General features: G+C 58.9%; 11 protein-coding genes. All 11 read right to left on the bottom strand.

Features of this window, described 5'->3' with window-relative positions; all coding sequences use genetic code 11:
- Positions 1–21 precede the first annotated feature (21 nt).
- The 11 genes from GVN17_RS18405 to serC all read right to left on the bottom strand — a co-directional run bounded on the left by GVN17_RS18405 (position 22) and on the right by serC (position 13,401).
- Positions 22–1,038, bottom strand: coding sequence for a glycosyltransferase family 4 protein (locus tag GVN17_RS18405; protein ID WP_166596683.1), 1,017 nt, complete (start codon positions 1,036–1,038; stop codon positions 22–24).
- 114 nt (positions 1,039–1,152) lie between these two features.
- Complete coding sequence (locus tag GVN17_RS18400; protein ID WP_166596682.1) at positions 1,153–2,526, bottom strand: phosphomannomutase; 1,374 nt, start codon at positions 2,524–2,526, stop codon at positions 1,153–1,155.
- Positions 2,527–2,788: 262 nt separating this feature from the next.
- Complete coding sequence (locus GVN17_RS18395; protein ID WP_166596681.1) at positions 2,789–4,231, bottom strand: MBL fold metallo-hydrolase RNA specificity domain-containing protein; 1,443 nt, start codon at positions 4,229–4,231, stop codon at positions 2,789–2,791.
- Between the two features lie 184 nt (positions 4,232–4,415).
- Complete coding sequence (locus GVN17_RS18390) at positions 4,416–4,655, bottom strand: lipopolysaccharide assembly protein LapA domain-containing protein (protein ID WP_166596680.1); 240 nt, start codon at positions 4,653–4,655, stop codon at positions 4,416–4,418.
- A 19-nt stretch (positions 4,656–4,674) separates the two neighbouring features.
- Positions 4,675–4,974, bottom strand: coding sequence for an integration host factor subunit beta (ihfB, locus tag GVN17_RS18385; protein ID WP_166596679.1), 300 nt, complete (start codon positions 4,972–4,974; stop codon positions 4,675–4,677).
- A 255-nt stretch (positions 4,975–5,229) separates the two neighbouring features.
- Entirely contained in the window at positions 5,230–6,915 is a 1,686-nt protein-coding gene (gene rpsA, locus GVN17_RS18380; protein WP_081567543.1) for a 30S ribosomal protein S1, read from the bottom strand.
- A gap of 121 nt (positions 6,916–7,036) precedes the next feature.
- The gene (gene cmk / locus GVN17_RS18375; RefSeq protein ID WP_166596678.1) at positions 7,037–7,726 is read right to left on the bottom strand and encodes a (d)CMP kinase; all 690 of its coding nucleotides are present in this window, start codon (positions 7,724–7,726) and stop codon (positions 7,037–7,039) included.
- The gene (locus tag GVN17_RS18370) at positions 7,723–9,930 is read right to left on the bottom strand and encodes a bifunctional prephenate dehydrogenase/3-phosphoshikimate 1-carboxyvinyltransferase (protein ID WP_256665304.1); all 2,208 of its coding nucleotides are present in this window, start codon (positions 9,928–9,930) and stop codon (positions 7,723–7,725) included. Before GVN17_RS18370 ends, cmk begins: the two co-directional genes overlap by 4 nt.
- Before the next feature lie 40 nt (positions 9,931–9,970).
- Positions 9,971–11,083 (bottom strand): histidinol-phosphate transaminase, encoded by a 1,113-nt coding sequence (gene hisC / locus GVN17_RS18365; RefSeq protein WP_166596676.1) that lies wholly within the window; start codon positions 11,081–11,083, stop codon positions 9,971–9,973.
- Positions 11,084–11,221: 138 nt separating this feature from the next.
- Positions 11,222–12,316 carry a prephenate dehydratase gene (pheA, locus tag GVN17_RS18360; RefSeq protein WP_166596675.1) on the bottom strand — a complete coding sequence of 365 codons (1,095 nt, stop codon included), beginning with the start codon at positions 12,314–12,316 and terminating at the stop codon, positions 11,222–11,224.
- Positions 12,316–13,401, bottom strand: coding sequence for a 3-phosphoserine/phosphohydroxythreonine transaminase (gene serC, locus GVN17_RS18355; protein WP_166596674.1), 1,086 nt, complete (start codon positions 13,399–13,401; stop codon positions 12,316–12,318). Before serC ends, pheA begins: the two co-directional genes overlap by 1 nt.
- Positions 13,402–13,422: the final 21 nt, after the last annotated feature.

Below are 13,422 nucleotides of genomic sequence, written 5' to 3'. Positions count from 1 at the left end.
CCCTGCCGCCCGACGGGGCATTCAGCTCCGTTCAAGTTGTCCTGCCCTGAACCCGATCGCCAGGATCACCAACGGGACATAAGCGACGATCAGACCGGTCGCCCCATCGACACCGAAGTGGGTGACCGCAATGGCGACCGGCAAAAGCCAGAACAGGTTGATTACACCGACTGCGGACGTCACTGGAAGGTGCTTGCCATATCTGCGCGAGGCGAATTGGTAAGCATGACTTCGGTGAGCCTCATAGATCTTGTCTCCTCGGACGAGGCGACGGATGAGGGTAACTGTAGCGTCTACGATGAAAACCCCGAGAAGAATAAGCCATGCCCAGAGTAACTGCGAGGAAATCCACGCGGCCTGCAGTGACAGAACGCCCAATATGATGCCCAAAAACCCGCTTCCGGCATCCCCCATGAAGATTTTCGCAGGGGGAAAGTTCCAGATCAGGAAACCGAAAACCGCAGCGGCCAGCAGCAACGGTTGCCACGTCATCTCGGCATGGTCGCCCAAGAGGTAGATCAGCGCGGCCCCCAGGCACACGCAGACCGCTTCGACACTGGCAATGCCATCGATACCGTCCATGAAGTTATAGAGGTTCAACAACCACACCAGATAGAGCGCCGCCAGCCCATGGCCGATCCAGCTCAACTCAAACGTTGCACCGAAAAAGGTCACCGGCGGCAGTCCGCCCAGCCAGCACAATGCCCAGATGGCGGCGAAAAAATGGCCCAGGAGACGCCAACGCGCAGCGACATGCCCGTGATCGTCCAGAAAACCAAGCGCTGCGATGCCCAGACCAGCCCCCGCCATGGCCGCAAATGCCGCTGAACTCAGCACGCCTTCGCCGAACAGCACCGCGAGCGCCACCAGGTAGCTCACGACAATGGCTACACCGCCGCCACGAGGCGTCGGGACAGTATGCGAGCTTCTGCCATTGGGAATATCCAGCAGGCTTTTATGCAATGCATAGCGCCGAAGCCAATAGGTAAACGCGAAAGAACAGCCGATTACAGCGACCGCCAACCACCAATGATTCATTTTTGATCCGTTATAAAAAGGTCGACTGCCTGACTACCGCTACCACTGTCATTTAAATAAAAAAACAGCGACGGCCCTGGATGCCGGGAGCATCAGGGCCACCACCGTGTTGGATCAGCCGCCGTTGAGCAGTTGCTCGATCTCCTTGACCTTGGCCTCGACCAGCTGTGGGTCGCGTCGGCTTTCGACGTTCAGACGCAGCAGCGGCTCAGTGTTGGAGCCGCGCAGATTAAAGCGCCATTCAGGGAATTCAAGGCTGATGCCGTCCGTTTTGTCGATGTTCGAACAGATCGGGGTGTAATGGTCCAGCACTTTGCCGATGATGGCTTTGACGTCCGTCACCTTGTAGTTGATCTCGCCGCTGCACGGGTAGGCGGCCATGCGTTCATCCACCAGTTGAGAGAACGTCTTGCCGGAAACGGACATCAGCGCCGTGACCAAGAGCCAAGGGATCATGCCGCTGTCGCAGTAGGCGAAGTCGCGGAAGTAGTGGTGCGCGCTCATCTCGCCGCCGTAAACCGCGTCTTCCTTGCGCATGCGTTCCTTGATGAAGGCGTGACCGGTCTTGCACAGCACCGGCGTGCCCCCCGCCAGATTGACCTGATCGATGGTGTTCCAGGTCAGGCGCGGGTCATGAATGATCTTCGAGCCAGGGTGCTGTTTGAGTAGCATTTCCGCGAGCAGACCGACCAGGTAGTAGCCTTCGACGAAACGGCCGCGCTCATCGAAGAAGAAGCAGCGGTCGAAGTCGCCATCCCACGCCAGCCCCAGGTCACACTTGTGCTCCAGCAAGGCATCACGGGTGATGCTGCGGTTTTCGGGCAGAAGCGGGTTGGGCACGCCGTTGGGGAAATTGCCGTCGGGCTCGGCGTTGATGATCACCCATTCGAAGGGCAGCTGCGATTTGATCGCTTGCAGCGCTGGGCCGACGGCGCCATTGCCAGGGTCCGCGAGGATTTTCAACGGACGCAATTCGGCGCCTTCGACATATTTGAGCAGGTGCTTGATGTAAGCGCCTTTGTCGGGCCATGATTTGACGCTACCTGACTGCGCGGCGACCGTGCCGAGGTCGCCGGCGTCTACTCGCTGGCGAATGGCATCAAGGCCGGTGTCGCCACTGATCGGACGGGATTCGCCCTTGACCAGTTTCATGCCGTTGTAACCCTTGGGGTTATGACTGGCTGTGACCATCACCCCGCCATCTGCGACGTAGTGGCTGGTTGCAAAATAGACTTCTTCGGTTCCGCACAATCCGATGTCGATGACATCCGCGCCAGCGTCCAGGATACCTTGGGTCAAAGCCTGGGCCAGCGCCGGGCTTTCGAGACGCATGTCTCTGCCGACCACGATATTTTTGGCACCCAGTTCGACCACCATGGAGCGCCCAATCCGATAGGCGATGTCTGCGTCCAGATCATTGGGGACCTGGCCACGGATATCGTAGGCTTTGAAGCAACGGGTCTGAATAACGGGATAGTCGGGATTCATGTGTAAAAACCTATGCGACGAAAAAACCCGAAGGTTCCTCTGTTCAGTATGAAGCAGCCCATCCATCGGACTGCACGCTACCCTCGCGCACAACAGCTTGAGGCGAGGGTTAGGCAGTAAAAATCGAGTTTTGTTAATCACTGAGGCGTAATTATCTTCGAAACGGAGAAAACCGTCTCGAATGATTTGATAAAGCCATCCCACGCCATCAAAACGATACAGGCCATTCAGTGACGGTGTGATGAGCGTCGCAAGGCATTCATCACGTCACCACGGGACGATGCGAACGATGGGCGCTGCGGGCTTCCAGTTTCTGCTTAAGCTTTCTTTTCGCCTCCGGCTCGCCGTGGACCAGCCGGATTTCGGACGGCAACACGTCCATGCCCATGACGAAGTCCACCAGACCTTTTTGGTCAGCATGGGCAGAGTAGCCACCGAGGTTTTCCACACCGGCTTTTATCTCGTAACGTTGTTTGTCGAGCTCGACGTAGCCACCTTTTGGCCCATAAGCCTGAATGGCCGCACCGGGGGTGCCCTTCGCCTGATACCCGGTGAACACTACGTTGTGGCGCGGATCACCCAGCATGACCTTGAGGTAATCAACGATTCGTCCCCCCGCGCACATCCCGTGACCGGCAATGACAATCGCCGGCCGCCCTGTACTTGCCAGATAATTCACGGTTTGCAGATGCTGGGCGTGGCTGTTGATCGTGATCAACTGTTTGAAGCCGAGGGGCTTACGGCCGCTGCCGAGCCGCACGACGGCTTCCTCATCCCACATGTCATCAAATGACTGATACACCTGAGTCAATCGCTGAGCCAGCGGCGAATCTAGGATCACGGGCAATAGCGGCCAATTGACCGGCAGTGCTGTGTCCACCGAGGGGGATACCTCGCTCAGGCCCAATAACGCCTTGCGGTGCAGGATATCTTCGATTTCATACAGCAACTCTTGAGTCCGCCCCACACTGAATGCCGGGATCAGCACAGTGCCATGGTCTGCCAACGCCTTGTCAATGACGGCTTCAAGACGGACTTGCCGGGTGGCGCGGTCTTCATGCTGACGATCTCCGTAGGTGCTTTCCAGCACCAGCACGTCGGCGCGCTCGGGAGATTGGGGATCGGGCAGAATCGGCGTGTGGGATGAACCCAGGTCTCCGGAAAACACGACACGCCGGCGACGCTGCTCAAGGGGGTAACTGACATCGCATTCGACATAGGCCGAACCCAGAATATGACCGGCGCGCTGTAAACGGATACGACAAGTGACTGCGGGTGTTTCGACAACGCTAAACCAGGTATCGAACGGAAGCGCAATGACGCGTTCATCGATCAGTTTCAGGTAATGGGCGATCTGTTGCGTATCGCGACCCCACTCCAGTTTGAAGGCATCCTCAAGCACTAACGGCAGCAATTTGGCAGAAGCCTCACTGCAAAGGATTGGCCCTTTGAAACCCGCCGCTAACAACTGGGGAATGCGGCCCACGTGATCAGCGTGGACATGCGTCACGATCAGCAGCTTCAGGGTCTCTACAGAGAAATCGACCGCGGCTGACATGCCGAAACGTTCCCGGAGATCCGCTTCAAGACCTTGAAACAAACCGCAGTCGATCAACAGGCCGTGGGCGGCATCCAGCTGCAATTGGTGACAGGAGCCTGTAACCCCCTCCCCTGCACCGTGATGAATGATGTCTGGATAAATCATGAGCTTGCTTCCCGATCCGCTGGCTGAAAAGCGGCGCAGCTTAACCGTGCTGAATACAGGCTTCAGCCGTTAAGGTTTTGCGAGAGTTTTCGGAAGCATTCGGGAATACATTTCCTGACAGGAAATGTTAGTGCGTATGAAAGACTGCACTTCTGGAAAGTCAGGCGGCCCCAGGCCGCGATATTCAGGCCAAGCGTGACGGTTTGGGTTTGCGGCGAAGCCGTGTGGCCCACGCCAGAAAAGGACCGATCAGCATCCCCACCAAGAGCGCGAAGATCACCGGCACAGCCACCGACAGTTCAGGGGCCGCCCAGCCAAAAAACACCAACGCCACTGGCTGTTGGTTTTCAAGCATGAACACAACCGTCGCTGCCACGATCAGCAGCACGACGACAAAAAATATCAGACGTTTAAGATTTCGCATCGAGTATTCCCTCCAACGGCTATTGGAGTTCGTGTTCCTCGTCTTCGTTCACCCGGTCGCGCAGCTCTTTGCCCGGTTTGAAATGAGGGACGAACTTGCCGTCGAGGCTGACGGACTGCCCGGTCTTGGGATTGCGACCCACGCGAGGCGCGCGGTAATGCAGGGAGAAGCTGCCAAAGCCCCGTATCTCAATACGGTCGCCGGTGGCGAGGCACTGCGACATCTGCTCAAGCATGGTCTTGATGGCCAGCTCCACATCTTTGGATGAGAGCAGTCCTTGATGGGTGACAATTCGATCGATCAACTCCGACTTCGTCATATTTTTCCCTTCTTTTTCAAGCAGCTAGGTAAAGCGCTTTGAAGGTTTTAGCACGACCTAAGGTTTTTGAACAGCCCATGTTTCCACTTATGTGAACAGCGTTTCCAGGCAAGGGGCCATTATCCAGTCCAGGCCTTGTCAATCCGGGGCTTGGCGGAATACACCCATTGGCGCTTCGAGGGGCTGTTCCCCCATAAACCATCGCCCACAAAAAAGGGCGACCGAAGTCGCCCTTTTTCAACGGTCAGACAGAACTCAGTTCTGTTTTTCCATTTGAGCACGCAGCAGGTCACCCAGAGTGGTAGGACCTGTGTTCTCAGCGGTTTCAGGCTTGCTACGCAGGCTCTGAATCGCTTCTTTCTCGTCTTCAACGTCTTTCGACTTGATGGACAAGCTAATTACGCGGCTCTTGCGGTCAACGCTGATGATCTTGGCTTCGATCTCTTCGCCTTCCTTCAGAACGTTACGCGCGTCTTCAACGCGGTCACGGCTGATTTCGGAAGCTTTCAGAGTGGCTTCGATGTCGTCGGCCAGAGTGATGATGGCGCCTTTAGCGTCAACTTCTTTAACGGTACCGCGAACGATAGCGCCTTTGTCATTGACAGTGACGTACTCGGAGAACGGATCGCTTTCCAGTTGCTTGATACCCAGCGAGATGCGCTCACGCTCAGGATCAACCGACAGGATCACGGTGTCGAGCTCGTCGCCCTTCTTGAAGCGACGCACGGCTTCTTCGCCCACTTCGTTCCAGGAGATGTCGGACAGGTGAACCAGACCGTCGATGCCGCCGTCCAGACCAATGAAGATACCGAAATCGGTGATCGACTTGATGGTGCCGGAGATCTTGTCGCCCTTGTTGAACTGGCCAGAGAAATCTTCCCATGGGTTAGATTTGCACTGCTTGATGCCCAGGGAGATACGACGACGCTCTTCGTCGATGTCCAGAACCATGACTTCCACTTCGTCGCCGACTTGTACGACTTTCGAAGGGTGGATGTTCTTGTTGGTCCAGTCCATTTCGGAAACGTGTACCAGGCCTTCCACGCCTTCTTCCAGCTCTGCGAAGCAGCCGTAGTCGGTCAGGTTGGTAACGCGTGCAGTGACGCGAGTGCCTTCTGGGTAACGTGCCTTGATAGCAACCCATGGGTCTTCACCCAGTTGCTTCAGGCCCAGGGAAACACGATTGCGTTCACGATCGTACTTCAGGACTTTTACATCGATCTCATCGCCAACGTTGACGATTTCCGATGGATGCTTGATGCGCTTCCAAGCCATGTCGGTGATGTGCAGCAGGCCATCGACGCCACCCAGATCGACGAATGCGCCGTAATCGGTGAGGTTCTTGACGATACCTTTGACTTGCTGACCTTCCTGCAGGGATTCCAGCAGAGCTTCGCGCTCGGCGCTGTTCTCGGCTTCCAGGACGCTGCGACGGGAAACGACAACGTTGTTGCGCTTCTGGTCCAGCTTGATGACCTTGAATTCCAGCTCTTTGCCTTCCAGGTGCGTGGTGTCGCGCACTGGACGGACGTCAACCAGAGAACCTGGCAGGAACGCACGGATGCCGTTAACGTCGACAGTGAAGCCGCCTTTAACCTTACCGTTGATAACGCCCTTGACCACTTCTTCAGCTGCGAAAGCGGCTTCCAGAACGATCCAGCACTCAGCACGCTTGGCTTTTTCGCGGGACAGTTTGGTTTCGCCAAAGCCGTCTTCGACCGCGTCCAGCGCAACGTGTACTTCGTCACCGACCTTGATGGTCAGTTCGCCAGCATCGTTGTAGAACTGCTCGAGCGGGATGACGCCCTCGGACTTCAGGCCAGCGTGTACGGTAACCCAGTCGCCGTCGATGTCGACAACGATACCGGTGATGATCGCACCCGGCTGAAGATTGAGGGTTTTCAGGCTTTCTTCAAAGAGTTCTGCAAAGCTTTCGCTCATTTTAATTCCTGTTGATAAAGGCGAAGAATCCGCCTATCTGCCACGCTCCAGACAACGTGGGTTTCGTTCATATGAAAGGAAGCCTGCGGGACTGTGACTGGTCTCCCACATGGCTCCTTGGTCATCCAGCGAGATCGCGAAGCGCGACTTCACTCAGGATGCGTTCCAGCACCTGCTCGATGGACAATTCGGTGGAATCCAGCTGGATGGCGTCATGCGCCGGTTTGAGCGGGGCTACCGCTCGCTGGGTGTCGCGCTCGTCGCGGACACGTATCTCATCTAGCAGACTCGACAGACTAACATCGTCCCCTTTCGCCTTCAACTGCAAATATCGGCGACGGGCACGCTCTTCGGCACTGGCCGTCAGGAAAATCTTCAGCGGCGCGGCGGGAAAGACCACCGTGCCCATGTCGCGGCCATCGGCGATCAGGCCCGGAAACTCCTGAAACGCACGCTGGCGCTGGAGCAGCGCCTCACGCACCGCGGGCAGCGAAGCCACCTGCGAGGCGCCACTGCCAATCTGCTCGTTGCGGATCGCCAGAGTCACTTCTTCGCCTTCGAGAATGATGCGCTGACCGTGATCGCCGGTCGCCGCCTCGAATTGCACGTCCAGGTGCGCCGCCAGCAGCTTGAGCGCTTCTTCGTTGGTCAGATCGACCCCATGATTGCGGGCCGCAAATGCCAGTAGACGATACAGCGCGCCTGAATCCAGCAAGCACCAACCCAGACGCTTGGCCAGCAGACCGGCTACTGTTCCTTTTCCGGAACCGCTTGGTCCGTCGATCGTAATGACCGGAGCTTGAGCTTTCACGATTGCCCCTCTTGCGCTACACGAATACCCACCTGGCCGCAGAGCGCCAGGAAATTGGGGAAAGAAGTCGCCACATTGGCGCAGTCCCGGATACGAATCGGGGCTGACGCGCGCAACGACGCGATACTGAAAGCCATGGCAATACGATGATCACCATGACCGTTGACTTCACCGCCGCCGATCTTGCTACCTTCAATAATGAGGCCATCGGCGGTCGGTTCAACCCGCACACCCAAGGCGGCCAGACCTTCGGCCATGACCTGGATGCGGTCGGATTCCTTGACGCGCAATTCCTGCGCCCCGCGCAACACCGTACGCCCCTGCGCACAGGCAGCCGCGACGAAGATCACCGGAAATTCGTCAATGGCCAGCGGCACCAGCGCCTCGGGAATTACGATGCCCTTGAGTGCCGCGTAACGGACCCGCAGATCGGCCACCGGTTCGCCGCCGACTTCACGCAGGTTGTGCACGGAAATGTCGGCACCCATCAGGCGCAAGATGTCGATCACGCCAGTGCGCGTCGGGTTGACGCCCACGTGTTCGAGCAACAGGTCAGAGCCTTCGGCAATCGACGCAGCGACCAGAAAGAACGCAGCAGACGAAATATCGGCGGGCACTTCGATGCGGGTCGCCTTGAGCGTACTGCCCGCTTCGACCGACGCTGTCGCACCATTACCTGAAACCGGATAACCAAAGCCACGCAGCATACGCTCAGTGTGGTCACGGGTGGGCGCAGGCTCAGTGACGGTCGTCGTGCCGCTGGCATACAAGCCGGCCAACAACAGACAGGATTTGACCTGCGCGCTGGCCATCGGCATCACGTAAGAGATGCCTTTCAACGATTGGCCGCCGCGAATGGTCAGCGGTGGGCGACCGTCAGCGGCGGTGTCGATCACGGCACCCATTTCCCGCAACGGCTCAGCAATCCGCCCCATCGGACGTTTGGACAACGATGCGTCGCCCGTCAGCACGCTGTCGAAACGCTGCGCCGCCAGCAAGCCGGAAAGCAGGCGCATCGAGGTGCCGGAATTACCGAGATAGATAGGACCCGGCGCAGGCTTCAGCCCGTTGAGGCCGACACCGTGAATGGTCAAACGCCCATGGTGCGGGCCTTCAATGACCACACCCATGTCGCGGAAGGCCTGCAACGTAGCCAACGCGTCTTCGCCTTCGAGGAAGCCTTCGACTTCCGTGGTGCCTTCGGCGAGGGAACCCAGCATGATTGCGCGATGGGAAATCGATTTGTCGCCCGGCACGCGGATCTGGCCACGCACGCTGCCGCCCGGCTGAGCCACAAACGTCAGGTCATCCGCAGCCACTTTCTCGACATAAGCACGGCGTGCGAGGATCTTGCCGAAATGTTCGCGGGCCACGCGAGCACGGGTGAATACGCCGAGCAGTTGATGGCCGTCGCCCGCATCCACGGCGTCTCGCAAAGCATCGAGGTCATGACGGAAAGTGTCCAGGGTGCGCAGCACGGCCTCGCGGTTGGCGAGGAAGATGTCGTGCCACATGACCGGATCACTGCCCGCGATTCGGGTGAAGTCGCGGAAACCGCCCGCTGCGTAGCGGAAGATTTCCAGGTTTTCGTTGCGCTTGGCCAACGAATCCACCAGACCAAAGGCCAGCAAATGTGGCAGATGGCTGGTCGCCGCGAGGACTTCGTCGTGCCGCTCGACCTGCATGTGCTCAACGTCAGCCCCCAACGCCGACCACATCCGGTCAACCAGCGCCAACGCAGCGGGATCGGTTTCGGGCAGCGGGGTGAGGATGACCTTGTGACGACGGAACAGCTGGGCATTCGAGGCCTCGACACCGCTCTGCTCGGACCCGGCAATCGGGTGGCCCGGCACAAAACGCGCAGGCATCGCGCCGAACACCTCGCGAGCGGCGCGCACGACATTGCCTTTGGCGCTGCCCACGTCGGTCAGCACGGCATCACCGAGGTCGAGGGTCGCGAGTACGCCCAGCAGTTTTTCCATCGCCAGGATCGGCACGGCCAATTGAATAACATCGGCACCGATGCAGGCAGCAGCAAGATTGTCTTCACAGCGATCGACGACACCCAGTTCGACGGCCAGCTTGCGCGATTGCGGGTCGAGATCGACGCCCACCACCTCGCGACACAGGCCGCTTTCTTTCAAACCTTTGGCGAACGACCCCCCGATCAAACCGAGCCCGACCACCACCAGGCGGCCGATCATAGGCGCAGTCGATTGCACTGCCGTGACATCCGACATGACATCAACCACGCGCCAGAACCTTGCTCAAGGCTTCAAGGAAGCGGGTGTTCTCGGCGGGCAGACCAATGCTGACGCGCAGATGGTGGGGCATGCCGTAACCCGCGACCGGGCGCACGATCACACCCTCGCCCAGCAGACCTTCATAAACCGAGCCTGCTTCACGGCCCAGATCGACCGCGATGAAGTTGGCTCTGGACGGAATCCAGCCCAGGCCCATTTGGCGCAGACCGTCTTCCAGTTGCTGCATGCCGGCTTCATTCAGACGACGACTCTCTGCAACGAACGCCACATCGTCCAGCGCGGCACAGGCTCCGACCAGCGCGAGGCTGTTGACGTTGAACGGCTGACGAACACGGTTCAGTACGTCGGCCACGACCGGCGAAGACAGGCCGTAGCCCACACGCAAGGACGCGAGGCCGTAAGCCTTGGAAAACGTCCGCGACACCAGCAGGTTCGGGTAGTCGGCCAGGAAACTCAGGCCGTCCGGCAACTCAGTGCCCGAGGCGTACTCGATGTAGGCCTCGTCCAGCACCACCAGCACGTCGTCGGGTACGGCGGCGAGAAAATCGGCCAGCGCCTGCGGGCCAAACCAGGTGCCGGTCGGGTTGTTCGGGTTAGCGATGAAGACCACTCGGGTATTGCTGTCGATGGCGGCGAGCATGGCCGGGAGGTCATGCCCCCAATCCTTGGCTTTTGCCACGCGGGCATCGGCACCGACGGCCTGGGTGACAATCGGGTAGATCGCGAAGGCGTGTTCGCTGAACACCGCGTTCAGGCCGGGAGCCAGGTAGGCACGGGCGACGATTTCGAGGATGTCGTTGGAGCCGTTGCCCAGCGTCACTTGATTGGGCTTGACACCGCAACGCTCGGCCAGCAACTGCTTGAGGTCAAAGCCGTTGCCATCGGGGTAACGGGTCAGCTCGGCCAGCGCTTCACGAATCGCTGTCAGCGCTTTCGGACTACCGCCCAGCGGGTTTTCGTTACTGGCCAGTTTGATGATGCGAGCCGGATCGATATCCAGTTCACGCGCCAGTTCGTCCACCGGCTTGCCGGGAACGTAAGGCGATAGTTTTTGCACACCGGCCTGCGCCAGCGCGAGGAAGTCGCCGCTCATTTACCGCATTACCTCTTAGTAAAACAACAATCGCGCAGTCTCAGGCCGAGGCAACCCGGCGCAGAGACGGTGGCGATTTCAGGTCCGTCACCGCCGACAAGCCGGGCTGCTACAGAAATCGTGTGCGATCAGCGCCGCTTAGAGAACGGCTTTCGGATAGGAACCCAGCACTTTGAGCGCCACGGCTTCCTGGCTGATCCGCTCCAGCACCGCCTTGATCAGCGGGTCCCGGTGATGGCCGACGAAATCGATGAAGAACACGTAGGTCCATTTACCGCTGCGCGAAGGCCGGGTCTCGATGCGGGTCAGGTCGATGCCGTTTTCATGGAAAGGCACCAGCAACTCATGCAGCGCACCCGGCTTGTTGCTCATCGACACGATGATCGACGTTTTGTCGTCGCCCGTCGGCGGCACTTCCTGGTTGCCGATCATCAGGAAGCGCGTCGAATTGTCCGGGCGGTCTTCGATCTTCTCGGCGATGCGCGTGAGGTTGTACAGGCCCGCAGACATATCACCCGCGATGGCCGCGGAATTCCACTCGCCCTTCACGCGCTTGGCGGCTTCGGCGTTGCTGGAAACCGCGACACGCTCGACGTTCGGGTAATGCGCGTCCAGCCACTTGCGGCACTGGGCCAGCGACTGAGCGTGGGAATAAATGCGGCTGATGCTGTCGGTCTTGGTGTTTTCGCCCACCAGCAAGTGATGGTGAATGCGCAACTCGACTTCGCCACAGATGACCATGTCGTGTTCGAGGAAGCTGTCCAGCGTGTGGTTGACCGCGCCTTCGGTGGAGTTTTCCACCGGCACTACGCCGAAATTGACCGCACCGGCGGCCACTTCACGGAACACTTCATCGATGGCCGCCATCGGCTTACTGATCACGGCATGGCCGAAGTGTTTCAGCGCAGCGGCTTGCGTGAACGTGCCTTCAGGCCCGAGATACGCGACCTTGAGCGGCTGCTCCAGCGCCAGGCAGGACGACATGATTTCGCGGAACAGCCGCGCCATCTCTTCGTTGCTCAGCGGGCCACGGTTGCGCTCCATGACGCGCTTCAACACAGCGGCTTCACGCTCGGGGCGGTAGAACACCGGCTCCTCGCCCTCTGCCAGGCTGGCCATTTTCACACGCGCCACTTCCTGCGCGCAGCGAGCACGTTCGCTGATCAGCTCCAGAACCTTTTCGTCCAGGCTGTCGATGCGGACGCGCAGCGCCTTGAGTTCTTGTTCAGACATCAGCCGTGTTCCTTCTCGAATTCAGCCATGTAGGCCACCAGCGCTTCGACGGCGTCCAGGCCCAGGGCGTTGTAGATCGAGGCGCGCATGCCGCCCACCGAACGGTGACCCTTGAGGTTGAGCAGCGCACGCTCTTCGGCACCGGCCAGGAACGCCTTGTCCAGACGCTCGTCCGCCAGACGGAACGGCACGTTCATCCACGAACGGGCGTTGTGGCTGATCGGGTTGGTGTAGAAGTCGCTGGCATCGATGAAACCGTACAGACGGTCTTTCTTCGCGCGATTGCGCTTCTCCATCGCATCAACACCGCCCTGCTCTTTCAGCCACTCGAAGACGAGGCCCGACAGGTACCAGGAATAGGTGGCCGGGGTGTTGTACATCGAACCGTTGTCGGCGGAGATCTTGTAATCGAGCATCGTCGGGCAACTGCTGCGGGCGCGACCCAGCAGGTCTTCACGAACGATCACCACCACCAGGCCGCTCGGGCCGATGTTTTTCTGGGCACCGGCGTAGATCAGGCCGAACTGCGAGACGTCGATCGGGCGCGACAGGATGTCCGAAGACATGTCGACCACCAGCGGAACGTCGCCAGTCTCAGGCACCCAGTCAAACTGCAGGCCGCCAATGGTTTCGTTGGAAGCATAGTGAACATAAGCGGCGTTTTTGGTCAGGTTCCATTCGTTCTGGCCAGGAATCGCCAGGTAGTCGAACGGCTTGGCGCTAGCCGCAACGTTGACGTTGCCGAACCGACGGGCTTCTTCAATGGCCTTTTTCGACCAGATGCCGGTTTCGATGTAATCGGCCGTGCCGTTTTCCGGCAGCAGGTTCAGCGGAATCTCAGCGAATTGCTGGCTCGCGCCACCTTGCAGGAAGAGGATTTTGTAGTTGGAGGGGACGGACAGCAGCTCGCGCAGGTCTTGCTCGGCCTTTTCGGCGATGGCGGTGTAGTCGTCGCTGCGATGACTCATCTCCATCACTGACAAGCCCTTGCCGTGCCAATCCAGCATTTCAGCCTGGGCGCGTTGCAAAACAGCATCAGGAAGCGCGGCAGGGCCGGCGCAGAAGTTAAAGGCTCGCTTGCTCATATCCACTCTCGTCAACTCGTA

The sequence above is a fragment of the Pseudomonas sp. SLFW genome, from assembly GCF_009905615.1.
GTDB classification, from domain to species: Bacteria; Pseudomonadota; Gammaproteobacteria; order Pseudomonadales; family Pseudomonadaceae; genus Aquipseudomonas; species Aquipseudomonas bambusae.
This window is presented reverse-complemented; position numbering and strand designations above follow the sequence as displayed.